Source organism: Lactiplantibacillus modestisalitolerans (assembly GCF_005405425.1).
Lineage (GTDB): Bacteria > Bacillota > Bacilli > Lactobacillales > Lactobacillaceae > Lactiplantibacillus > Lactiplantibacillus modestisalitolerans.
On the sequence record NZ_BJEA01000017.1, the window covers coordinates 1 to 24,391 of the forward strand.

Genomic DNA, 24,391 nt, shown 5'->3' on the forward strand with positions numbered 1-24,391 from the left:
TAGTCTAGTAACTATCAATTAAAATTTACGGGCGAGACAGAACCTTGTCGTCCTTAATGGCTATAAGAATAAACGTGGTGCGTATTGCCCTGACCTAGTGAAAACGGGCACGACACGTTGTTTGAGCTTCTTAACTGACGCCCATCCGCGAGGGTGCATTGCCTAAACGCTTTCGGATAGAACCTGTTTAGTTGCAGGTTTTTTACGCCGAAGCCCGTTACTTTAGTGACGGGAGAGTTCACTAGGGTAATATTAATTGAAACGGAAGGGAACTGAGATCGATGTCAGAACAAACAGTATTAATTATTGGCGGCACATCGGGGTTTGGGTTAGCCGTTGCTCAGCAAGTAATTGCGCAGCGACAAGCCGTGCATATTGTTGGCCGGACCACGACACATGTTCAACGAGCACTCGCAACGTTAAATAGTCGCTTGGCCGTTGGTAGTGCCTTTGACGCGCAGGATTCGGATCAACTCCGGACTTTTTTTCAGCGAGCGGGCAAGTTTGACCACGTTTTGTCATTTTTAGGCGGTGCAATGGGAGGGGGCTTTTTGGACCATTCCGTAGCGGAGATCCGGCAGGTTGTTGAAGAAAAATTCTTTGCAAATTTACAGTTAGCACAAGTTGCCAGTCGCTATCTTAAATTGCACGGGTCGTTGATTCTGACGTCCGGGGCGGGTGGTCACCCTTACGATGCTTCGGGCGCTATTATTGGGAATCAAGCCATTAATACGTTGGTAGCGGGTCTGGCCGTGGAGTTAGCACCAGATTACCGAATTAACGCGGTTGCCCCGACCTGGACCCCAACTGGGCTGTGGCGGGAACTGACCCCACAACAACTCAAACAACAGGCGGCCAACGTCAGTGCAGGAATTCCGCTCCGGCGAGTCGCGACGGTTGCTGAAGTGGCGTCGGCGTATACTTATTTAATGGCGAATCAGTTTGTGACTGGTCAAGTCTTGAACGTGGATGGCGGGGTTACGTCCGTCTAAGTAAAAACCGTGGTCGCACCCGCGCTAATCAGCGAAGGGGTGTAACCACGGTTTTAATTTGGACTGAACTTTAACAATAATCCTTAATTATTTTCTTCGGAGCCCAGACTTTCAGTAATCAGCGTTGCCGTTTCTTCGATTGATTTGTTAGCAACGTTAATGACGAGGCAGCCGATTTTTTTGAAGATGTCGTCAGCATAGTCCAATTCCTGGCGAATTTTATCGGTGTTAGAATACAACGTATCGGGGTTGAGTCCGTACTGGACCATCCGTTGCCGCCGAATACTGTTGAGCTTTTCGGGATCGTTCGTTAAACCAAAGACCTTTTTGGGATCGACCTGCCAAATCTCCTCTGGAATTTTGGCTTGAGGGACGAGTGGTAAGTTAGCCACCTTGAGGTTGCGGTTGGCTAGATAGAGTGAAAGCGGGGTCTTGGAGGTCCGTGAGACCCCTAGTAAAACGACGTCGGCTTCGAGGAACCCGGCCGGATTCTTACCATCGTCATAAGTAACTGCGAACTCAATCGCGTTGATCCGGTCGAAGTAACTCGTATTCAGGTCGTGGACCTTCCCGGGATGGTTCGTCGGCTTGGCATGGGTTAAACTGCCAAAGACGCTTAGAGCCGGGGAAATGACGTCATAGTATGGTAAGTGGTTGGCTGAACAGAAATCGTTAGTCAACTGGCTGAGATGACCATCGACGAAGGTGTAAAAAATGGCCGCCTTAGCCTTTAAGGCTTGCGCTAGAACGGTTTTTAACAAGGATTCGGTCCGGACGAACGGAAAGCGTTGGTAGTGGACCGGATAATCGGCAAACTGGGCCGCAGCCGCTTGAGCGACACTGTGGGCAGTTTCACCAACTGAATCAGAAAGAATAAAAACTTTAATTGCTGACATACTCAGGACCTCGTTTCAATTCAATAATAGAGCGGTTAAATTACCTTTAGTTTAGCACAGCGCCGCGTGCTTGAAAACGATTTACTGGTTCAGGGCGTAAGCCTGAATTTAATTAATTTGGAACTTTTTTAAAACTTATGTTGACGGCCTTTTTTGATTTATGTATAATTTACTAGAACAGTTGTATTATGTAAGTATGCATAATTTGACGGTTACTTTTTAAGCTCGGAGGGAGGGAATTTAACATGGCAAAAACAGTCGTTCGTAAAAACGAATCTCTTGATGATGCTCTTCGTCGCTTTAAACGTACCGTTTCAAAAAGTGGTACTTTACAAGAATACCGCAAACGGGAATTCTACGAAAAACCAAGTGTGAAGAAGAAGTTAAAATCTGAAGCAGCTCGTAAACGCAAGAACCGTCGTCGTTTCAAGTAATTAGTAAGGTCTTTACTAATTTAAAACTTGTGCGAGGAGGGTAACCAATGAGTCTAGTTGAAGTACTCAATGGTGATCTAAAGGCTGCGATGAAGGCACGTGATAAGCAAAGCCTTAGTGTTTTGCGGATGCTTAAAGCCGCATTGATGAACGAACAAATTAGTGCGGGCCATGATTTAACAGCGGATGAAGAAGTGAGCGTGTTATCACGTGAGTTGAAGCAACGCCGTGAATCTTTAAGCGAATTCGAAAGTGCTAACCGGCAAGACCTCGTTGACGGGGTTAAGGCGGAGATTGCAATTGTTGAGAAGTACATGCCAAAACAGTTGTCTGACGAAGAAGTCAAACAAGTGGTGGCGGAAACCATCAAGCAAGTCGGAGCGACCGGTAAGGGCGACTTCGGTAAGGTGATGGGTGCGGTTATGCCTAAGCTAAAAGGTCAGGCAGACGGTAAACTGATCAACCAAACAGTTAAATCATTATTGAATTAACGGTAAGCCAGGGATTAATTTCCCTGGCTTTTTTGTGAGGTCGTGATATAAGTCACAGCCTCTTGTGCGTTGCCCCATGTTAATAGCTGAAACGTGCGCCAAAAGTCAGCTGGCTCCGCTTAACCCCGTAAGTCAAACAATCCAAGCCCGGGATCATTCGCCTTACGCCGTTAATGCTCACCAGCTAACCGACTTTTGGCCCACTCTCTTTTTTGTGGCTCCGCACGAATTAGTGTTAAGATGACCGCCGCAAAAAATGTGCCCACTTATTTTGACGGTCATCGTGAATTTGTTGGAAATTAAACCGATTGCGTTTTTAGCGGATCAACACCCCGTCGTAAAAAGTCCTTTTGGGGGCGCGTTTCAACGTGGTTGCTCGGAAGTAGTGGTGCTGGTCGCTGTCCCGCTTTTATGCTATGATTAGTTAACAAAACCCGCTAGTTACGCTAAGGGGGCTGGTGTTTGCCGGGATGCTGCATGCGCTTAAAATGCCCGGGCTGCCGTTTCGTTATCAGTTAGAATGGCGACGACACCATTACTAATAAATCTGTAAATAAAGGAGTTCATGTTTTTGTCCGAAAACTCAAAGTATGAACAAAAATTTCTTATCGCTGATCCGAGTCAATCCGTTGCCTTATTAGGTCCCGAAGATGCCCACGTTGCGCTGTTGGAAGATGGATTGCACGTTTCGATTCACGTTTTTGGTGATCAAATCACCATTAGTGGCGATCAGGAAGAAGCTGTTCAGCATACGCAAGCCGTTTTAGAAAATTTAACGAGTCTGATTAAGCAGGGCATTCAAGTTGGCGCACCTGACGTGATTAGTGCAATTAAAATGGTTAACCGCGGCACGCTTGAATACTTTAAAGATCTTTATTCGGAGACCCTGATTAAGGATAACCGCGGGCGGCCCATTCGGGTGAAAAATTTTGGTCAACGCCAGTACGTTCAGGCGGTTGAAAAGAGTGACATTACCTTTGGAATTGGTCCGGCCGGAACTGGTAAAACATACTTGGCCGTGGTCATGGCGATTGCAGCCTTAAAGCGCGGTGACGTTGAAAAATTGATTTTGACCCGACCGGCCGTCGAAGCGGGGGAAAGTCTGGGCTTTTTACCCGGTGACTTAAAGGAAAAGGTGGATCCGTATTTACGGCCAATTTATGATGCTTTGTACGATATTTATGGCGCCGAGCATACGCAACGGTTGATGGACCGGGGTGTCATTGAAATTGCGCCGCTGGCTTACATGCGGGGCCGGACTTTAGACCGGGCGTTCGTAATTTTGGATGAAGCTCAAAATACCACTAACGCGCAAATGAAAATGTTTTTAACCCGGTTAGGCTTTGGCGCCAAGATGATTGTGAATGGGGACATTTCACAGATTGACTTGCCACGCAACACGACGAGTGGTTTAATTCAGGCCCAACGCATTTTAGGTGGGATTAGCAACATTTCATTCGTTAAGTTTACGGCGGATGACGTTGTTCGAAATCCAGTCGTGGCCAAAATCATTACCGCGTATGATCAAGTGGCACAGCACTAGGGGGCAATTATGGATTTAGAATTATTTGACCAAACGACTGAGGGCGCGTCCGCAGAACAGTTGCAGCTGGTCCGAGATTTAATCGCGCTTGCTGGTAAAACGTTAAAGTTGCGGGCGGATACCGAGGTTTCGGTCACTTTGATGAACAACGATGCGATTCAAAAAATCAATGAACAGTACCGCGGAGTTGATCGGCCGACCGACGTCATTAGTTTTGCGATGCACGACGATGACGAGGCTGATCCGATTATCATGGATCCCGAATTAGCGGCTGAAATGCCGTTAAATCTAGGCGATATCATGATTTCAATTGATAAGGTGGCTGAACAGGCGGCGTTTTTACACCACTCGCCGGCCCGTGAACTGGGTTACTTAGTGGTGCACGGTTTCTTACATTTAAATGGTTATGATCATTTACAGCCAGCGGATGAGGCTGAAATGTTTGGGCTGCAACGCCAGATTTTGGATGCTTATGGGCTCAAAAAATAGACCGGATCGCTACCAAGTTGGTAAGAACCACTCGTTTTGGCAATCGTGGTTGCACGCGTTAAACGGCCTGAAAACCGTGGTCGTTGAGGAACGCAATATGCGGACCCACTTGGTACTTGGAACGCTGGCACTGATTGCTGGGTGGCTTGTGCACTTACAAGTTAGTGAGTGGTTATGGCTAGCGTTGGCGATCTTTATGGTAATGCTTTGTGAGATTAATAATACGCTCGCAGAAAATTTGTGCGACCTGGTAACTGGGCCCCATTTTCATCCGCTAGCGAAGAAGATTAAGGACATTGCAGCTGGTGCGGTTGTGTTTGCAGCCGGGTTTGCGGTTATCGTTGGTTTAATCCTCTTTGTACCGAAACTGTGGGCGTTGGTCTCAACTGGGCTTTAGAAAGGAATTTATTATGGCAGAAAATACAGCATTTCATTCCGGCTTCGTGGCAATTATTGGGCGGCCCAACGTTGGCAAATCAACCCTTTTAAACCGGATTGTTGGTCAAAAAGTGGCGATTATGTCCGATAAGGCCCAAACAACGCGTAACCGAATTCAGGGGATCTACACGACGAAGGACACTCAAATGGTCTTCATCGATACCCCTGGGATTCATAAGCCGCACAGCCGGTTGGGTGATTTCATGGTGAAGTCGGCGCTCTCGACGTTAGGCGAAGTTGACGCCATCTTATTTATGATCAACGCGGATGAGCGTCGCGGGGCTGGCGATAATTTCATTATTGATCGCTTAAAAAACGTCAAAAAGCCAATTTACTTGGTCATTAATAAAATTGACCAGATTCATCCCGACCATTTATTGGAAGTAATGGATCAGTATAAGGATGCGCTGGCCTGGAAGGAAGTTTATCCAATTTCAGCGCTGGAAGGTAATAACGTCAACGAATTATTGGCGACCCTGAAAGCCCAATTGCCGACGGGACCGCAGTACTATCCTTCTGATCAGATCACGGATCACCCGGAGCGCTTTATTATTTCAGAATTAATTCGTGAAAAGGTTTTGGAATTGACGCGCCAAGAAGTGCCGCATTCAACCGCGGTCGTCATCGATTCCATTAAGCGCCAGGACGAAGAAAAGATTCACGTTCAGGCGACAATCATCATTGAACGGCCGTCCCAAAAGGGCATTATTATTGGTAAGGGCGGTAGTATGTTAAAACGGATCGGCTCAATGGCTCGTAAGGACATCGAGCACTTGCTGGGTGATAAGGTGTACTTAGAGCTGTGGGTTAAGGTTCAAGAAAATTGGAAGGATCGTCAGGACCTGTTAGCTAGCTACGGCTATCGCCAAGACGACTATTAGGCGCGACCGACGGAGTGGCAGGTGATAAAATGGCCCGCCAAATGATTACAAACTTTAACGGGATTCTGTTATACCGCAAGGATTACCGCGAACGGGACATGCTGATTAAATTTCTAACGGCCGAGTACGGTAAGAAGATGTTTTTTGTGCGTGGTGCGCGCCGCCGCGGGTTTAAGATGGCGGCGGAACTACTGCCCTTTACGATGGGCGAGTACGTTGGTGACTTGCGGGACGGTCTTTCCTTTATTAATAGTGTTAAATCTGTTCAATATTTTGAACAGATCAGTCAAGACATTGCGTTGAACGCTTACGCAACTTACGTGATGAACTTAATCGACGTGGCTTATCCGGATAATCAGCCGGTGGGGCGCTGGTATCAGCAACTCGTTAGTGCACTTCAATTGATTGACCGCAACGTTGCACCGGCCCTGGTTGCAAACGTCGTTGAAATTCAGTTGTTGGCGGCCTTCGGGGTGGCTCCGGAACTACGCTGGTGCACGGTTTGTGGTCGCGAAGACTTGCCCCTGGATTATTCGGAAAGTTACGGGGGTCTGCTGTGTCAACAGCACTGGCACTTAGACCCGTACCGCTTGCACGCCAGTCAAGCCGCCATCTTCTATTTGCGGCGGTTTTCGGTGTTAGACTTAGCTAAAGTCCGTTCGATTAAGGTCAAGCCAGCGACGGCGGCCCAGTTGCGTCAAATTTTAGATGAGATCTATAATCATTCGGTTGGCATAAGGTTGAAGTCCAAACGCTTCATTGATCAAATGGGGAGCTGGTACCAGCCGTTGCCGCCACGTGACAAGAATTGACAAACGGGGAACCATCGACTATGATGGTGAAGAACTGAATAGTTAAGTGTTGATGAGAGAAAGTTAACGGGGCGTTTGCCCCCAGTGAGACCGGAACAGTGCAAACCGGTTGGTACCGCCCGTTAATTGGCGCTTTCGGAGCTTAGTCACGAATCAAGCTGCTGAAGTTATTCAGAAGTAGGGTGGAACCGCGAAATCAATCGTCCCTATGTCGTTTTTAGTGAACGACAGGGGACTTTTTTTGTGGCCGCAGCCCGTTCAGTCACTAATTTTGGGAGGAAAATCATGAGCAAAAAATTATCGATGCAAACGATTATTTTAACTTTGCAGAAGTTTTGGTCTGACCAGGGTTGCATGTTAATGCAATCGTACGATACTGAAAAAGGGGCCGGGACGATGAGTCCGTATACGTTCTTGCGGGCAATTGGACCCGAACCATGGAACGCCGCTTACGTGGAACCATCCCGGCGGCCAGCCGACGGGCGGTATGGTGAAAACCCGAACCGGTTATACCAACACCACCAATTCCAAGTTGTGATGAAGCCTTCTCCGGAAAATATTCAGGACTTGTATTTACAAAGTTTGGAACAACTTGGCATTAACCCGTTGGAACATGATATTCGGTTCGTGGAAGACAACTGGGAAAACCCATCCATGGGTTGTGCCGGGGTTGGTTGGGAAGTTTGGCTAGACGGAATGGAAATTAGTCAATTTACGTACTTCCAACAAGTCGGTGGGTTAGAAGTTGACCCCGTGACCTCCGAAATCACATACGGACTGGAACGGCTCTCGTCATACATTCAAGACGTTAACACCGTGTTTGACCTTGAATGGGGCGACGGTGTCAAATACGGGGATATTTTCCTGGAACCTGAATACGAAAACTCAAAGTATGCGTTTGAAGACAGTAATGAAGATTTACTATTAATGCTATTCGATGAATACGAAAAAGAAGCCAAACGCCAAATTAAAAACGGACTCGTCCATCCCGCCTATGACTACTGTTTGAAATGCAGTCACACCTTTAATCTGATGGATGCGCGGGGGATGGTTTCCGTTACGGAACGGGCCGGCTACCTAGACCGTATTCGGAACATGGCTAAGTCGATTGCCAAGGAATTTGTGGCGCAGCGTGAAAAGCGCGGCTTCCCGTTATTAAAACATGCACAGGAGGAAACGAAATAATGGCTAAAACTTATTTATTAGAAATTGGTTTGGAAGAAATGCCGGCACACGTCGTTACGCCCAGTGTGCTGCAACTTAAGCAACGGATCAGTAGCTTTTTAAAGGACGCCCGCTTAAACTTTACGGCCGTTCAAACGTTTTCAACGCCGCGGCGCTTAACGGTTCAAGTTGAGGGGCTGGACGATCAACAAGCCGACGTCAAGAAGGAAGTTCGCGGCCCCGCGAAAAAAATTGCGCAGGACGCGGATGGCAACTGGACGAAAGCGGCGATTGGCTTTTCAAAGGGTCAGGGCGCTTCGACGGATGACATCGTGTTTAAGGACGTTAAGGGGACCCCGTACGTGTTTGTCCAAACCTTTACGGCCGGCAAGCCAGCCAAAGACGTCTTAACCGCGGGCATTAAGGACGTCATTACGAAGATGAACTTCCCGACGATGATGAAGTGGTCAACTTATAGCTTTAAGTATATCCGGCCAATTCGATGGATCGTTTCATTATTGGATGATGAAATCGTGCCGGTTCAAATTTTAGACGTTCAGGCTGGTCGGACGAGTCGGGGGCACCGGTTCTTAGGCCACGACGTTGAAATTAAAACGGCAACCGATTACGAAGCGGACTTAGCGAGCGTTCAAGTGATTGTCGATGCTGATAAGCGGAAACAATTGATTCGCGATCAAATCGCGGCGTTGGCTAAGGACCACGCCTGGGACATCAAGGTTAACGAAGACTTATTAGAAGAAGTTAATAATTTGGTTGAATATCCAACTGCTTTTGCGGGTGATTTTGACGCCAAGTATTTGACGATTCCGGACGAAGTTTTGATTACCTCGATGCGTGATCATCAGCGGTTTTTCTACGTGACCGATGATCAGGATAACTTATTACCACACTTCGTTTCCGTCCGTAATGGGAATGCGGACCACTTGAAGAACGTTGCGCTAGGTAATCAGAAGGTTCTAACGGCCCGTTTGGAAGACGCGGCTTTCTTCTACCATGAAGATCAACAGCACTCCATTCAGGCTTACGTGGAACGACTAAAGAAGGTTAGTTTCCACGATAAAATTGGGACGATGTACGAAAAGATGCAACGGGTCATGTACATTAGTGACTTTTTGGCGGACCGCTTTGGCTTGAGTGAAACCGAAAAGAACCAGTTGCACCGGGCTGCGCAAATTTATAAGTTTGACTTGGTTACGGGAATGGTTGGCGAATTTCCTGAGTTACAAGGTGTGATGGGTGAAAAGTACGCCGAATTAAAGGGTGAAGATCCGGCCGTTGGTCAAGCCATTCGGGAACATTACATGCCAATTAGCGCTGATGGTGATTTACCGAAGTCCCAAGTGGGCGCGGTCCTCGCCATTGCGGACAAGCTAGATTCCATTAGTAGTTTCTTCGCCGTGGGCTTAACACCAAGTGGTTCTAATGATCCGTTTGCGCTACGGCGGCAAGCCTTTGGGATTGTGCGAATCGTTCGTGATCGCGGTTGGGACTTCCCAATTACGAAGATTGAAACGGCCATTCAAAAAGAGCTGGCTAGTCACGGCGCAACCTTTAACTTGAACTTTGCGGACCAGACGCAACCAATCGCGGCCTTTCTAACGGACCGGGTTAAGCAATGGTTCGGGAACCGCAAGCTCCGTTACGATATTGTGGATGCCGTGATTAAGGGCAGCCGGCAAGATATCCGTGAAATGTTTAAGGCGGCCGACGTTTTAAACGCGCACCAAGACGACGCCGACTTTAAAGACACGGTCGAAGCGTTTACCCGGTTACTCCGGATTACCGCTAAGGCTAACTTAAAGGTGGCCGATTTAACGGTCGATCCAAGCCTGTTTGAAAATGATGCGGAACAACGGTTGTACGATGCGGTTCAGCCGCTTGAAAAGACGGTAACGACGACCATGCCAATGGACGAACGCTTCACGGCGCTAGCAAAGCTGCGGCCGTTGATTGCGGACTACTTCGAACAAACGATGGTCATGAGTAAGGACGAGGCGGTTCGGAATAACCATATTAAGCAACTCTTAATCATTGCTAAGATGATTAACGTTATGGGTGATTTGAACCAGTTAGTCGTTAAATAACGATGTAACACGCCTGTTATGGAAGGTTAGCCACTGGGCTAGCCTTTTTTGATTGAACAAATTTGACAAAAGCGTCTAATAAGCGGGACTTATTATTGCAACGCTGTCAAGCTTGTGGTAATATATACTCTGTAAAAGTTCGCACGTTCATAGTCGCATCCCGATGAGTGGTGCGACTTTTGATTGTTGTGAGTCTTTTGGTTAATTTGTCGGACGTAAGTGAGAAATGGGGTGGCAAAGTGGCCAATCGAATTCCTGAAGAAAAAGTTGACCAGATTAGAACGGCGGTCAACATTGCGGACTTTATTGGGCAGTACGTTCAATTAAAGAAGGCTGGGAAAAACCTGTTTGGGTTGTGCCCGTTTCATGAGGAACGGACGCCGTCATTCTCGGTCAACGAACAAAAGCAAATTTTTCATTGCTTTAGTTGCGGTCGGGGGGGCAACGTTTTCTCCTTCTTAATGGAATTAGAAAACTTGTCCTTCCCGGAAGCCGTTGCCAAAGTCGCCGATTTTGGACACATTGAACTTGATCAGGCGTATACGGCTAATAGCCAACCAGCCGCGCCTAAGGATCAGCAGCAGGCTGACTTGCTTAAGTTATATGCGGATAGTGCTAAAATGTATCAACATATTTTAGTTAACACCGAACTAGGTGAACCAGCGCTAGCATATCTACACGAACGTGGTCTGGATGATGAAACGATTGCGACTTTTGGGATTGGTTACGCGCCGAAGAATCAATTATTATTAGATTTCTTTAAGGAACACAATATCGACTATCAATTGCTCCGGCAATCGGGACTGTTCATCGAAAACCAAGCTGGTGAACTCCGGGATCGTTTTGTTGACCGGGTCCTGTTTCCAATCAAGGATGCGGGTGGTCGGGTGATTGCGTTTTCTGGCCGGATTTTAACTAAATCCCCCAATGAGCCGAAGTACCTTAATAGTCCCGAGACGAAGCTGTTTAATAAGCGTTCGGTTCTGTTTAATTTTGACTTAGCTCGCGGTGCGATTCGTCAGGCAAAGGCAGTCATTTTATTTGAAGGATTCATGGATGTGATCGCGGCGTACCGGGCCGGCATTCAAAACGGCGTTGCGTCGATGGGAACGAGTCTGACAAATGAACAAATTTATATGCTAGAACGGGTGACGGATCAGCTGTTTATCTGTTATGATAGTGATTTGCCGGGACAACGTGCTACGGACCGGGCATTAAAGTTATTATCAAAAGATAGCCGGCTTAAGTTGGGTGTTATTCAGATGCCTGACGGGATGGACCCGGACGAGTACTTGCGGCATGCCGGTTCGGAAAAGTTTGTTCAGGTCTTTGCGGACGGGCAGCAGACGCCAACTGCGTTTGAAATGCAATACTTGCGGCATGATTTGAATTTGCAAAACGCTGCTGATCAGCTAACCTACATTGGGGCGGTTTTACAGCAATTGGCGACGTTGGATTCGAGTGTGGCCCAGGACCTGTATTTAAACCAACTGGTTCAAGAATTTGGTTTGGATAAAAACGACCTGAAAACGCAACTGCGGTCAGTGGTCGGGCAACGGTCCATGAATACCGCGCCCCAGACGGCTCCAGCGCCAACCCCGCCCCCGCTGGTTACTGAAAGGACGGGGGCACAAGCGCAACCCTTGACCCGGGTGGAAAAGGCGGAACGGTTACTGCTGTTTCGGATGCTCCATGACCACGACGTCTGGCTTCAGGTGATGGCGGTGCGGGGATTCCACTTTGTGCATGATCCGTACCAGCAAATCTTGGTCTACGCGGAAGCGTATTTCAAGACACATTCCCAGTTTGACTTGGGCCAATTTACCGATTTCATGAGTGATCCACAGCTTCAACCGGTCGTGACGAGTTTGGAATTTATGGAGGTTGCGGCGGCTGCGACTAAGGAAGAGACCAACGATTTGGTGAATGTTATTATGAACCAAGCGCCGTTGGAAGATCAGATTAGCGATAAGCGCTCCGAATTACTGGCAGCCAAGCAGTTGGGTAATCGGGATCTCGTGCAAAAGCTCACTTTGGCATTAATTAAATTATATCAACAACAGCAGCGGGTACAACGAGCTGACAACTTATAGGAGGCTACGACATGGCAAAAGCAAAATCAACCACGACATATACTAAAGCCGTGAACGCGTTAATTAAGAGTTACAAGAAAACTGGTAGCATTAAGTACGATGAGTTATCAGACAAGATTGCCGCACCATACAAATTGGATGCTAGTGGCATTGATAAGTTATTGCAAAAGGTTGAAGACGCTGGGATTAGTGTCGTTGACGAAAAGGGTGACCCGGATGCACGGGCCGTTAAGAGTGTTAAAAAGGTTACTAAGAAAGAATTGCACGCGGCCGGTTCCGCTTCCGGAATTAAAATTAACGATCCGGTCCGGATGTATTTAAAAGAAATCGGACGGGTTGATTTATTAACTGCCGATGAAGAAGTTGCCCTAGCCCTGCGAATTGAACAGGGTGATGAAAGTGCTAAGCAGGAATTAGCCGAAGCCAACTTGCGGTTGGTGGTTTCGATTGCCAAGCGGTACGTTGGTCGGGGCATGCAATTCTTGGACTTGATTCAAGAAGGTAACATGGGGCTGATGAAAGCCGTTGAAAAGTTCGACTACCGGAAAGGGTTTAAGTTTTCAACCTACGCTACTTGGTGGATTCGTCAAGCCATCACGCGGGCAATTGCGGACCAGGCACGGACGATTCGGATTCCGGTCCACATGGTTGAAACCATTAACAAGTTGATTCGGATTCAACGGCAGTTATTGCAAGACCTTGGCCGGGAACCAACCCCTGAAGAAATTGGGGCCGAAATGGATATGCCGACTGAGAAGGTTCGTGAAATCTTGAAGATTGCGCAAGAACCCGTTTCGTTGGAAACACCAATTGGTGAAGAGGACGATTCGCATTTAGGGGACTTCATTGAGGATCAAGATGCAACTTCACCAGCCGATGCGGCGGCGTACGAACTTTTGAAAGAACAACTAGAAGGCGTCTTAGATACGTTAACTGACCGGGAAGAAAACGTTCTCCGGTTACGGTTTGGCTTAGACGATGGCCGGACCCGGACGTTGGAAGAAGTTGGGAAGGTCTTTGGTGTCACCCGTGAACGGATTCGCCAAATTGAGGCTAAAGCGTTGCGGAAGTTGCGCCACCCATCACGGAGTAAACAATTAAAAGACTTTTTAGAATAAATATTAGTTAAATTTTACTAAAAAGGACCCCGGCGGGCCGCCTTAGCGGTGACTGCCGGGGTTTTTAATTAAAATCATTGTAATCGCTGCCATTGCCGAGACAATCGTAAGTCAATTACTTTTATAAACCTGAGTGGACTGGTAAACTAAAGCTAATTGAACAAAGAAATGGAGGGGATTGTGATGAACTTTAAAGTTACGGCCGGATACTTTTGTCCGTTAACGGACACCGCGCTAGCGGACAACCAGTTTTCAGGGTTACTAGGTGTGACCTTTAAGTATGAATGTAACTTAGTTTATCCGGAAAATGCGGGTCCAAACTTTGGTGTACTGGTGGATGATCAGCCGGTCGACTTGTTTGATAATTTATACGTTTGCTATGATGGTCAGAAAGTCCAAGCGGCCATTATGCAAAATCTAGGGCCGGTTGAATTCGTGCTTGTCGGTGGTCGCTATGAGTATGCGAACCATGATTTTCGGGAAATGAGTTTGACAGAGCTAAATGAAAACCTACAGGTGGCACCCGACATGTTAAGTCGGCAACGGATGGTTGTGAGCAACTTCACGTATCGGCGCTACCATTCACGACCAAGTGAGCACGTCGTTAGCGGGCCCTGGGGAATTGGTGACGCGCAGGGATTTCAACTAGCAGATCCGGCTCAGTTTCCGAGTGCGGTCCAGACGGCGGCTAGTCAGTTGGCTACGGAAATTGGAGCCCTTAGTCGTCAGTTACAAGAAACGGATCCCCGGATGGTTACGGTTGAGCAGGCCAGCTTGGGGCGGGAAACGCGGTTAGCCCAATTACGAGCTTGGTATCATTTGACCCGTCAACCGTTCACCACGGACCAAGTGCTGGAACGGCTTCAAACCGCATACTTAAAAAATTTGGATTACCTGCAAGCTTTACAGCAGCCTTCTTAGTTCACCGCGACGGGGTTCGTGTAATCTTTGACAATGTTGACATTCGTTTTGGTAAGCGCTAACATAGACCACAACCAAATTTTAGAGCGCCTCTGGCTCATGGTAATGATCGTTGGGGGCGCTTTAGTCTTACGAGAATCAGCCAGCGGTCCGGTGAAACCGGCTACTGGTTTAAACCGAGAATTTGCTCGGAATTCAATTGTCAAAGGGGAGTTTAGGATGGCATACCAATCAATTAATCCGTACAATAATCAGGTGCTTAAAAGTTATCCCAACGCAAGCGATGCTGATTTGGAAGCAGCGCTAGTTGCTGGGCACCAGTTGTATAAGCAGTGGCGTGGTGAAAGTAGTGCAACGCGTAAGCCAATTTTACACCAGATTGCGGCCTTGATGCGGGCCCACAAGGCTCAGTTAGCGGCAACGATTACGCGCGAAATGGGTAAGTTAATTAGTGAATCCGAAGCTGAAGTTGAGTTGTGCGCGGAGATTGCGGACTACTTTGCGGATAATGCGGCCGAATTTTTGAAACCGGTTCCGTTAACGACGGCAATTGGTCCCGCTTATTATCGGAAGCAGTCACTCGGGGTGCTTTTTATGGTTGAGCCGTGGAACTTTCCGTATTATCAAATCATGCGGGTGTTTGCACCCAACTTTATGATTGGTAACCCGATGATTTTGAAGCACGCATCTAATACCCCGGCGTGTGCGGCGGCCTTTGCAAACTTGGTTCAAGAAGCGGGGGCGCCAGCGGCTAGTTTAACCAACTTATTTATTAGTTATGATCAGGTGGCCAGTGCGATTAAAGATTCGCGAGTAATCGGAGCGGCTTTAACCGGGTCCGCACGTGGTGGTGCTTCGGTTGCCAAAACGGCTGGTGAAAGTTTGAAAAAGTCCACCCTAGAATTGGGTGGGAACGATCCGTTTATTGTTTTAGATGATGCGGATATGCAGCAAGTTGCCCAGTGGGCCCCAATTTCACGAATTGGGAACGCCGGTCAGATTTGTACCGCGTCGAAACGCTTTATTGTGCTTGCGCAACATTACGATGAATTTTTAGAAATGCTGAAGGCGGCGTTTGCGGCGGTCAAGCCGGGTGATCCGATGGACCCAGCCACGACGCTAGCTCCCTTGTCCTCAGCTGGTGCTAAGAAGCACTTACAAGAACAGGTCGATGCGGCAGTGCAAGCCGGGGCCCAAGTTTATTACGGTAATCAACCGATTGATTTACCGGGACAATTTTTCCAGCCAACTATTTTAACGGGAATCACGGCGGATAACCCCATTTATGATCAAGAAATGTTTGGCCCAGTTGCGACCGTTTATAAAGTGGATTCCGAAGCGGCGGCAATTAAGTTAGCCAATGATTCAAGTTTCGGGTTAGGGAGCTCCGTCTTCTCTAAGGATCTTGATCACGCGCAACGGGTAGCTGATCAAATTGAATCTGGGATGACGTTTATTAACCGGGGCTGGGTCAGTGTCCCTGAATTACCATTTGGGGGCGTCAAGACTTCTGGTTACGGCCGGGAATTGGCTGACCTGGGCTTCAGTGCGTTTGTGAATGAGCACCTAGTTGTTGCGGCGCAGTAGCTTAATTTGACTGGCTAACAAGCAGGTAATCAAGTGGAGCCGTTAACTGATTTGGGGCATCTACTAGGCATTATTTGAAGAGCTAAAAGGGGCTATGACTTTCGTCGTAGCCCCTTTTAGACCGTTGCCGGGTTAACCGGTTAATCATTTGAGAAATAGCTTAATCCGAATTTTCACAAAATAAGCTCAAAGCAATTAGCGGCAAATTATGAAAGAAAGACTCTTAAGCTAATCTTTTTAAAAAGGAAATGACCCCGTTTATTGCTCCTTCATTTAATTCTAATGCATCTAATTGGTAAATCCTTTCTTGGGGGAAATTACCCTTATAAAAGCGCTGTTGTAAGCCATTCTTTAAAATTAACACTTGCGGATTCTTCTTCATAATATCATCGATATTTCCCGACGAGTTATCTAGTTCTATGTGCCAATCCATGGAGACTTCATTAAGTTTATGGTTTAATTTTTCTACAAACTGGTTCTCTTTTTGGTTAAAAGTAACTACGGGATCAATTATAAATGGTAGTCCCTGGTAGACCAAAATACAGACTTTTTTCATATTTAAGCATTCCTTTCGCTGACGCTCAAAGTACACTAAAGTGAATGGGCGCACGACTTCTTCATTTCATGACTGTAATAATTATATTATCCGCCGGTAGTTCTTAACGTATTGTTAGCCGATAATAAGTTGATTACTAGTGGCGATTTGGAGAATGTAAGCAGGTTTTGACTGGCAGTTTGCAGCGAATTTTCTTTGACCAGCATGAAAGTGGTGTCATGGGCGGTTTTCGAGTAACTACTATGTTGACTAAAAGTTGTTGTTTGTCCTGCGTGCTCTTGTAATTTAGCACGTTGCTCATCTAGTTTTCGCTTTTGCGACTTTACTGATCATAAGATCCAATAATTCAGGTGTTAGTTTTGAGCCGGCAGGGACCTCGTCGATAAGCTTAGCTTCATGTAACTCACCTATATCGAAATGTTCTTTCGAGGATAATTTCGTAAAAGTCTCGGGAGCGATTGGTACTTTCTTATTTTCAATTATATCAAAAGCAGGTCTGTGAAAACCCAAAGATTTTCGCAGACCTGCTTCTATTTTAGAGACTGATGTCAGTATGTTTAGGGTTTAGTCATTTGAAAAATAGCTTAGCACATCTAAACTGGTATAACTCACTGGAAAGGAGCTTTGCTGGCGCGCTTGTTCACGGCGTTTAGTAATCCCATTCTCAGCCAGCGCTTCGGGACTTTCGGCAAGAATAAAATTGTAAACCCGAAAGGCGTCCGGCGCGCCCCACGGAACGGCGCTTGTTTGAGAATCTCCTAAAAATTGTGGCCAGTCTTGATAGACACAGGTCAAGAAATTCATCGCGAGTGGTTCTAGTAACCGGTGCAATTTTTCGTACTGGGTACGGGCAATGAGGTTACCGACTTGCAGGTAGCGTTCCATCTCAATTTCGGTTGGATTGGCGCTTAGGGGCATGCCTTCTGGCTCAAACCAGGCCTGTTGTTCGGGGTAAAGTGTCAGCAGTTCAATTAAATGACGCTTAGTCGGTGTCATTTCGTTGGTGGGCTGGAGTCGGGCTAGGTTAATGGCGAGGTTATCACTACCTAGTTCGGCATCAAACGTATCGTTGATCGTAAACGTATATAGTGGTCCGGATTTTTGGTAGCGACCGGTTAACTCTAAGTCCAGAACGGTTTGGCGGTCGTTATCAATGAAGTGGGCCGTCCCGGAAAATGACCGCGTTTTTTCATTTAGGCGTGCGAGCTCAACGCCTAATTCAAGGTCGGGGGTCAGTACAAATAATTCCTCAATCCCGACGTCCAGAACGCGACTAATTTTATTAAGGTGTTGAAAACTAATACTCGTAGCTTGTCCGTTGACTAATTCGGTGAGGATTTCGGGTTGAATCCCCGTTAATTCTGCTAACCGTTCACTTGACATTGTCCGACTTTCTAAGATGGACTGCAGGTGTGCTTGAATCATCATTATCAACTCCAATTGTTTTGTGAGCAAACTGTAACTTGCTCTTATTAAATAGTTTCGTAGTCAGAATAGGTTTCATTTTTTTATTTCAAAAAAAGTCATTTTTTTACGGCTGGTTGTGACCAATGCTAATCAGGCTGGATTCTCCAGGAAAACATGAATGACCGGTGTGCGGCTATTGATTATGGAACGACCTTACAACTAAACGTGAAATTATCAGCTTGTTGGTATTACCAAGGACTAGTGCGGACTAGCTCATCTAATTAGTTGTATTTCCCAAACGTTGCCGGGGGCGGTTTGAAGTTTTTCGCGTAGCGGCTGCGTATTCACGGGGAAGCATGGTAAAATGGAGTTATTAAAACTGATGGTAAAAAAGGGGTTATGTGTGTGGATGCAAAACAATTATCCCGTCGATTGGCGACGGTTGGCTCGTTCGTACGATCGGGGGCGCGGGTGGCGGACATTGGTTCGGACCACGCCTACTTACCAGCGCACCTAGCCCTGACGAATCAAATTAGCTGGGGAATTGCTGGTGAGGTCGCGCGCGGGCCGTTTGAAAACGCTCAGCGCGAGATTACGCGCCTGGGCCTGTCAGCACAATTAGAAGCCCGTTTGGCAGACGGACTTGCGGCCATTCAACCAGCGGACCGAATCGATACGGTGACCATTGCTGGAATGGGTGGACCACTGATTCGACACATTTTAGCTGCTGATCCGCGCCGCCTAACGGGGGTTCAACGGTTAGTACTGGAACCCAATGTCGGTGAAGCAACTGTCCGTGAGTGGCTGGCTGCGAACCGTTTTGCGATCACGGCGGAGCGAATCCTCACGGAGGATGGGCATACGTACGAAGTGATTTGTGCTGACCGGGTGAGCACGCCGGTTAGTTATTCGGCCGAAGAACAATTATTTGGGCCGTACTTGTTGCGGGAACGCTCGGCTAGTTTTCTGGCTAAGTGGACGCGGGAATTACAACGCGAACAGCGGGCCGTTACCCAAATGCAACGGGCTAAAGTTAGTCCAACCGCGCACTTAAAAGCGGCAATGGCAAAAATAAAATTAATTGAAGGAGTCTTAGCGGATGCTGGCAAATGAGTTAATTGAACGATTTGAACAGTGGGCGCCCCTGAAACTGAAGTGGGCTAACGACCCCACCGGGTTACAAATTGGGGACCCCAAGCAGGCGATTCATAAGGTGCTGGTCACCTTAGACGTCCGGCCGGAAGTGGTGCAAGAGGCGCTTGAAATTGGGGCGGATATGATTTTTGCTCACCACCCGGTTATGTTTCGGCCCGCTAATAATTTGGATTATCGGGACCCCCAAAAGGCAATGTATGCCGATATTGCGGCGCACCACATTCTGGTGTACGCGGCTCATACGAATTTAGATTGCGCCGAGGGTGGGATGAACGATTGGTTAGCCAGTGCGCTTGGGCTGACGGACGTTCACGGCTTAGTTCCGGGTTACCGGGCGAAGGCGGTTAAATTGACCGTGACCGTGCCGACGGATCAAGTGGAAGCGGTTCAGGAATATTTAACCACGGTTTGGCACGGCCAGCTTAACCGCTACGCATTTAATTCCGGCGAGCAGTTTTCAGTGAACCTATTAGCTGATCAGGTCGACGCGGCCGTTGCTGGCGTGAACCAGTTCGTTGTGCCGACTAGTTGGGACTACCAAGTTGAACCGTTGTTGACGGGTGGTCACCAGTATACGATGGGACGGGTAGGTAACTTGACGACGCCGATGACGGCTAGTGATTTTGCCCAACATTGTAAGACGGTCTTTGGGGTCGACGGTTTACGGTTAGTAACCGCCGCTCCCGACCAAGTGATCAAGCGGGTTGCGGTTCTTGGTGGTGACGGGGGTAAATTTTACCCACAAGCGCTAGCCGCCGGGGCCCAGGCATACGTCACGGGCGACGTTTATTACCATACGGCTCACGATATGCTAGCTTCTGGTCTGACCGTCGTTGATCCCGGACACCACATTGAAAGTATTTGTAAGGCGCACCTGACAGCGCGTTTTCAAGAGTGGCAACGCGCTAACGATTGGGACGTGACGTTTACGGCGTCTAAACTAAATACGGATCCATTTACTTTTATTTAAACAATAATTACTTTTATTTAAAAACTGAAAGGAAGTTTAAGTCATGGCAAAGTATCCTAATTTAATCTCTGATTTTCTAAGTTTTGTAAAGGTCAACACGCGTTCGGATGAAGCTTCAACCACGGTGCCGTCATCACCACGCGAAACGGCCTTTTTAACACAGTTAATGGATAAACTTAAGACCCTGGGGTTAAGCGACGTTCATCAAGACCAACAGAGTGCCTACGTCTTTGCAACCATACCCGCAAACGGGGACAAGGCGGTTAAAAAGCTTGGTTTTATCTCCCATATTGATACGGCGGACTTTAACTCGGAGCAGGTTAATCCCCAGATCGTTGAGAATTATGATGGGCAGTCGGTCATTAAATTAGGGAACAGTGATTACGAACTGAACCCGACCATGTTCCCACAGCTCAAAAATTATCAAGGCCACACCCTGATTACGACGGATGGAACCACTTTACTAGGATCAGATGATAAGTCTGGTGTTGCTGAAATCATTAGTGTGGCAGAATACTTGCTGGCACACCCAGAAATCAAGCACGGCGAATTGCGCTTTGGGTTTGGCCCGGATGAAGAAATTGGGACGGGGGCTGACCACTTTAACGTGGCTGATTTTGATGCGGATTATGCTTATACGGTCGATGGCGGTCCGCTTGGCCAACTTGAATATGAAACCTTCAATGCGGCTCAGGCGGAAGTGACCATTGCCGGGGTAAACGTTCATCCCGGATCAGCGAAGGACGTGATGGTCAACGCCCTGCAATTAGCCGTTGATTTTCAGGCCGGCCTACCCGCAACGGACGTTCCAGAAAAAACGGCTGGTCGCCAAGGCTTTTTCCACCTGCTCAGCTTAAACGGAACCGTGGACGGCGCTAAGATGACCTATATTATCCGCGACCACGACCGCGCTAAGTTTGAAGCCCGTAAACGGCTCTTGATTGCCCAAGCGGATCGCTTAAACCTTGCTAGCGGTGCGGACCGGATTAAAGTTGATATGAAAGACCAGTACTACAATATGCGTGAAGTAATTGAAAAGGACATGCGGGTAGTTGAACTGGCCAAGCAAGCGATGTTGAAATTGGACATTAAACCGTTGATTTTCCCAGTTCGGGGCGGTACGGATGGCTCTAAGATTTCATTCATGGGCTTACCAACGCCAAACCTGTTTGCGGGTGGCGAGAATATGCATGGTCGCTTTGAGTTTGTTTCCGAACAAGTTATGGCACAAGCGGCGGACGTCGTGTTGCAAATTATTCAGGATAATTACAACCAAAACTAACTTCTTGACCTTCTTTGACCATTGGGGTTATAATGCAATCGTCAACAAAGGTCAAACTTCAATTGGCAGCTGTGATGGCTGCCTTTTTGTTAACCGAACTTGAGGAGGTTATGATTTTTATGAATCCAGAACAATTTACAGAAAGCCTACAACAAGCGCTAGCAGAAGCGCAACGGATTGCGCAAACTCGCCGCCACCAAGAAGTAGGGGTTGCGCACTTATTTAAGTTTTTAACGCAACCCGGTGAACTCGTTCGCCAAATCTTTAGTGAAGCGGGGGCTGATTTAGACCAGCTCGAGGCGGAACTTGACCGCGAGCTTGATGATATTAGCATCGTTAGTGGGTCAAACGTCCAGTACGGGCAGAACTTCAGTAGTAGTTTAGCGCAACTCATGCAAACGGCCGATACCAAGCGTCAAGAATTGGGTGATGATTTTCTAGCCACGGATACGGTGGCCTTAGCGTTAATGGACCAAACGGGTGACCAATTAACTAAGTACTTAACGGGCGCGGGAGTTACCGCGGGTCAAGTTAAAAACGCGGTTAAGCGCATTCGGGGCGGTCAGCGTGTAACGTCACGTAATCAAGAAGATCAGTATCAGGCACTTGAAAAGTACGGTATCGATCTCGTTAAGCAGGCCCGCCAAGGTCATCAAGACCCGGTAATTGGCCGTGATGAAGAAATCTTAGATGTTATTCGCATTTTATCCCGCAAGACTAAGAACAACCCCGTTTTAATCGGGGAACCCGGCGTTGGTAAAACGGCGATCGTGGAAGGACTCGCGCAACGAATCGTCCGTGGTGACGTCCCGGAAAATTTAAAGGATAAAACACTCTTTTCGCTGGACATGGGGGCCCTGATTGCGGGGGCTAAGTACCGCGGTGAATTTGAAGAACGATTAAAGGCGGTTTTAAAAGAAATTAAAAAGAGCGCCGGTCAAATTATCATGTTCATTGATGAAATTCATAACATTGTCGGTGCGGGCAAGACTGAGGGTAGTATGGATGCTGGTAACTTGCTTAAGCCAATGCTCGCCCGCGGCGAGTTACATTTAATTGGTGCGACGACTTTAGATGAATATCGTCAGTACCTGGAAAAGGATAAGGCGCTCGAACGGCGTTTCCAAAAAATCTTGGTGGCCGAACCGACCGTTGACGATACGATTACGATTCTACGGGGACTTAAGGAACGTTTTGAAATCCATCACGGTGTCCGGATTCACGATAATGCGTTAGTGGCGGCGGCCAAATTATCCAATCGGTACATTACGGACCACTTTTTACCGGACAAGGCGTTGGACCTTGTTGACGAAGCGTCGGCCGAAATTCGCGTTGAAATGAATTCGAACCCAACCGAGTTAGATCAAGTTAACCGGAAACTGATGCGACTACAAGTCGAAGAGGCCGCGCTAAAAAATGAAAGTGATGATGCTTCCAAACAGCGGCTCGCGGGGTTGCAAAAGGAACTGGCCAGCGCGAAAGAACGTCAGCGGGCACTATCCGAGCGTTGGGATAGCGAAAAGAAGAGCTTACAGGCGCTGAGTGATAAGAAATCCGCCTTGGATAAAGCGAAGCATGATTTGGAAACTGCGGAAAGTCAGTATAATTTGGAAGCTGCGGCTAAATTACAGCACGGCACCATTCCGCAATTAGAAGCAGAATTGAAGCAAATGGAAGCCAATGATCACCATGAAGATTGGCTAGTTGAGGAATCCGTAACGGCGGATCAGATTGCAAACGTTGTTTCACGGATGACCGGAATCCCGGTCAACAAACTGGTTGCTGGTGAGCGGGAAAAACTCCTGCACTTGGCGGATCATTTACACGAACGGGTCGTCGGTCAGGACCAAGCCGTGACGGCGGTTGCGGATGCGGTTCTACGGTCACGAGCGGGACTCCAGGATCCTAACCGGCCGCTGGGATCGTTCATGTTCTTAGGCCCAACCGGGGTCGGGAAAACGGAACTGGCGAAGGCGTTAGCGGAGAATTTATTTGATGCTGATGATCACATGGTTCGGATTGATATGAGTGAATATATGGAAAAAGAGTCGGTTTCCCGCTTAGTTGGGGCGGCTCCCGGCTACGTTGGTTATGAAGAGGGTGGCCAGTTAACCGAAGCGGTTCGCCGAAACCCATATTCAATTGTCCTGTTTGACGAAATTGAAAAGGCTCATCCGGACGTCTTTAACATTTTGTTACAAGTCTTGGATGATGGCCGTTTAACGGATGGTCAGGGCCGAACGGCTGACTTTAAAAATACGATTTTAATCATGACTTCTAACCTAGGCTCACAACAATTACTGGCCGGGGTGGATGAACAGGGGCAATTGGCTAGCACCACCCATGATCAAGTGATGCAATTGGTTCAAAGTCGCTTTAAGCCGGAGTTTTTGAACCGAATTGATGATATTATTATGTTTACACCGCTACAGCTCGGCGCCATTGAGCAAATTGTGGTTAAGCTAATCGATCGCTTGTCGGCACGGCTGCAAGACCGGCAAATTAAGTTGGTCATTTCAACGCCAGCCAAACAGTGGATTGCGCGGCAAGGTTACGAGCCAGCATACGGGGCGCGGCCGTTACGACGCTTCATTACGAATCACGTGGAGACGCCCCTTGCCAAGGAAATCATTGCTGGTCGGGTGGCACCCAAGACAACGGTTGCCATTAATCTGTTGGATGATCACTTGGTTTTTGAAAATCAGAACTAAATTGCGCATACAAAAAGACGTTGAGTACTCACTCAGCGTCTTTTTACTGTAACGTGTTTACTTTTTTTCAGCACCTTTGACGGGTAGGGAATGGTTTGTAATTAGGGTGATTCCGTTAACGATGATCAACGCAAAGATTGCGGAGACCACGCCAATTTCGCCAAAGTTATAGTTCAATTGTTCCAAGGCGCCACCGATGTACCCGATGACTTCGCCGAATAGAACTGCCCAAACGATGATTGTTAGTTGTTTCATCATCTGCCGACACCTCCCAATGAAAGTAATTTTAGCACAATTGGCGTAAAATGCAATTGCGTTATCACTGCCGTTTCGAACAACCGTTTGG

At 47.6% G+C, this 24,391-nt stretch carries 22 protein-coding genes and 1 pseudogene; 18 read left to right on the forward strand and 5 right to left on the reverse strand.

Annotated features, from left to right (window positions below; all coding sequences use genetic code 11):
• The first annotated feature begins 281 nt into the window (after positions 1–281).
• Entirely contained in the window at positions 282–992 is a 711-nt protein-coding gene (locus FFM79_RS10075) for an SDR family oxidoreductase (RefSeq protein ID WP_137643354.1), read from the forward strand.
• Between the two features lie 83 nt (positions 993–1,075).
• Here FFM79_RS10075 and FFM79_RS10080 read toward each other — a convergent pair whose 3' ends face one another.
• Positions 1,076–1,888: a pyruvate, water dikinase regulatory protein gene (locus FFM79_RS10080; protein ID WP_137643355.1), complete on the reverse strand. Its 813-nt coding sequence runs from the start codon at positions 1,886–1,888 to the stop codon at positions 1,076–1,078.
• 245 nt (positions 1,889–2,133) lie between these two features.
• Here FFM79_RS10080 and rpsU point away from each other — a divergent pair, with 245 nt between their 5' ends.
• From rpsU to FFM79_RS10145, 13 genes are all read left to right on the forward strand, one after another.
• Positions 2,134–2,322 (forward strand): 30S ribosomal protein S21, encoded by a 189-nt coding sequence (rpsU, locus tag FFM79_RS10085; RefSeq protein WP_003638914.1) that lies wholly within the window; start codon positions 2,134–2,136, stop codon positions 2,320–2,322.
• A 47-nt stretch (positions 2,323–2,369) separates the two neighbouring features.
• Entirely contained in the window at positions 2,370–2,813 is a 444-nt protein-coding gene (locus tag FFM79_RS10090; RefSeq protein ID WP_137643356.1) for a GatB/YqeY domain-containing protein, read from the forward strand.
• Between the two features lie 565 nt (positions 2,814–3,378).
• Positions 3,379–4,356: a PhoH family protein gene (locus tag FFM79_RS10095; protein WP_137643357.1), complete on the forward strand. Its 978-nt coding sequence runs from the start codon at positions 3,379–3,381 to the stop codon at positions 4,354–4,356.
• A gap of 9 nt (positions 4,357–4,365) precedes the next feature.
• On the forward strand, positions 4,366–4,845 hold the full coding sequence (gene ybeY / locus FFM79_RS10100) for an rRNA maturation RNase YbeY (RefSeq protein WP_137643358.1): 480 nt from the start codon (positions 4,366–4,368) through the stop codon (positions 4,843–4,845).
• Positions 4,829–5,242, forward strand: a complete 414-nt coding sequence (locus FFM79_RS10105) for a diacylglycerol kinase family protein (protein WP_137643359.1) — start codon at positions 4,829–4,831, stop codon at positions 5,240–5,242. Before ybeY ends, FFM79_RS10105 begins: the two co-directional genes overlap by 17 nt.
• A gap of 13 nt (positions 5,243–5,255) precedes the next feature.
• The gene (gene era, locus FFM79_RS10110; protein WP_137643360.1) at positions 5,256–6,164 is read left to right on the forward strand and encodes a GTPase Era; all 909 of its coding nucleotides are present in this window, start codon (positions 5,256–5,258) and stop codon (positions 6,162–6,164) included.
• A gap of 41 nt (positions 6,165–6,205) precedes the next feature.
• Positions 6,206–6,976 carry a DNA repair protein RecO gene (gene recO / locus FFM79_RS10115; protein ID WP_137643422.1) on the forward strand — a complete coding sequence of 257 codons (771 nt, stop codon included), beginning with the start codon at positions 6,206–6,208 and terminating at the stop codon, positions 6,974–6,976.
• A 285-nt stretch (positions 6,977–7,261) separates the two neighbouring features.
• Positions 7,262–8,161: a glycine--tRNA ligase subunit alpha gene (gene glyQ / locus FFM79_RS10120; RefSeq protein ID WP_137643361.1), complete on the forward strand. Its 900-nt coding sequence runs from the start codon at positions 7,262–7,264 to the stop codon at positions 8,159–8,161.
• A complete protein-coding gene (gene glyS / locus FFM79_RS10125) occupies positions 8,161–10,245 on the forward strand; it encodes a glycine--tRNA ligase subunit beta (RefSeq protein ID WP_137643362.1) in 2,085 nt (694 codons plus the stop codon). Before glyQ ends, glyS begins: the two co-directional genes overlap by 1 nt.
• 239 nt (positions 10,246–10,484) lie before the next feature.
• Positions 10,485–12,338, forward strand: a complete 1,854-nt coding sequence (dnaG, locus tag FFM79_RS10130; protein WP_137643363.1) for a DNA primase — start codon at positions 10,485–10,487, stop codon at positions 12,336–12,338.
• A gap of 11 nt (positions 12,339–12,349) precedes the next feature.
• On the forward strand, positions 12,350–13,456 hold the full coding sequence (gene rpoD / locus FFM79_RS10135) for an RNA polymerase sigma factor RpoD (RefSeq protein ID WP_137643364.1): 1,107 nt from the start codon (positions 12,350–12,352) through the stop codon (positions 13,454–13,456).
• A gap of 183 nt (positions 13,457–13,639) precedes the next feature.
• Complete coding sequence (locus tag FFM79_RS10140; protein ID WP_137643365.1) at positions 13,640–14,377, forward strand: hypothetical protein; 738 nt, start codon at positions 13,640–13,642, stop codon at positions 14,375–14,377.
• 219 nt (positions 14,378–14,596) lie between these two features.
• Positions 14,597–15,964 (forward strand): NAD-dependent succinate-semialdehyde dehydrogenase, encoded by a 1,368-nt coding sequence (locus FFM79_RS10145; RefSeq protein WP_137643366.1) that lies wholly within the window; start codon positions 14,597–14,599, stop codon positions 15,962–15,964.
• A gap of 223 nt (positions 15,965–16,187) precedes the next feature.
• Here the strand turns inward: FFM79_RS10145 and FFM79_RS10150 are convergent, their stop codons facing one another.
• The 3 genes and pseudogenes from FFM79_RS10150 to FFM79_RS10155 all read right to left on the reverse strand — a co-directional run bounded on the left by FFM79_RS10150 (position 16,188) and on the right by FFM79_RS10155 (position 17,948).
• Complete coding sequence (locus FFM79_RS10150) at positions 16,188–16,520, reverse strand: hypothetical protein (RefSeq protein ID WP_137643367.1); 333 nt, start codon at positions 16,518–16,520, stop codon at positions 16,188–16,190.
• A gap of 117 nt (positions 16,521–16,637) precedes the next feature.
• Positions 16,638–16,964, reverse strand: a pseudogene (locus FFM79_RS12850) (IS1182 family transposase); the annotation flags it as partial.
• 120 nt (positions 16,965–17,084) lie between these two features.
• Entirely contained in the window at positions 17,085–17,948 is an 864-nt protein-coding gene (locus FFM79_RS10155) for a helix-turn-helix domain-containing protein (protein WP_137643368.1), read from the reverse strand.
• 384 nt (positions 17,949–18,332) lie between these two features.
• Between FFM79_RS10155 and FFM79_RS10160 the strand changes: the two genes are divergently transcribed.
• The 4 genes from FFM79_RS10160 (at position 18,333) to clpB (ending at position 24,045) form a co-directional block, all read left to right on the forward strand.
• On the forward strand, positions 18,333–19,040 hold the full coding sequence (locus FFM79_RS10160) for a tRNA (adenine(22)-N(1))-methyltransferase (RefSeq protein ID WP_137643369.1): 708 nt from the start codon (positions 18,333–18,335) through the stop codon (positions 19,038–19,040).
• Positions 19,027–20,052, forward strand: coding sequence for a Nif3-like dinuclear metal center hexameric protein (locus FFM79_RS10165; protein ID WP_137643370.1), 1,026 nt, complete (start codon positions 19,027–19,029; stop codon positions 20,050–20,052). Before FFM79_RS10160 ends, FFM79_RS10165 begins: the two co-directional genes overlap by 14 nt.
• A gap of 43 nt (positions 20,053–20,095) precedes the next feature.
• Positions 20,096–21,334, forward strand: coding sequence for a peptidase T (pepT, locus tag FFM79_RS10170; RefSeq protein ID WP_137643371.1), 1,239 nt, complete (start codon positions 20,096–20,098; stop codon positions 21,332–21,334).
• A 119-nt stretch (positions 21,335–21,453) separates the two neighbouring features.
• Complete coding sequence (clpB, locus tag FFM79_RS10175; protein ID WP_137643372.1) at positions 21,454–24,045, forward strand: ATP-dependent chaperone ClpB; 2,592 nt, start codon at positions 21,454–21,456, stop codon at positions 24,043–24,045.
• A 57-nt stretch (positions 24,046–24,102) separates the two neighbouring features.
• On the opposite strand, the gene FFM79_RS10180 is transcribed toward clpB, so the two are convergent.
• The gene (locus FFM79_RS10180) at positions 24,103–24,303 is read right to left on the reverse strand and encodes a YjzD family protein (protein WP_137643373.1); all 201 of its coding nucleotides are present in this window, start codon (positions 24,301–24,303) and stop codon (positions 24,103–24,105) included.
• Positions 24,304–24,391 lie beyond the last annotated feature (88 nt).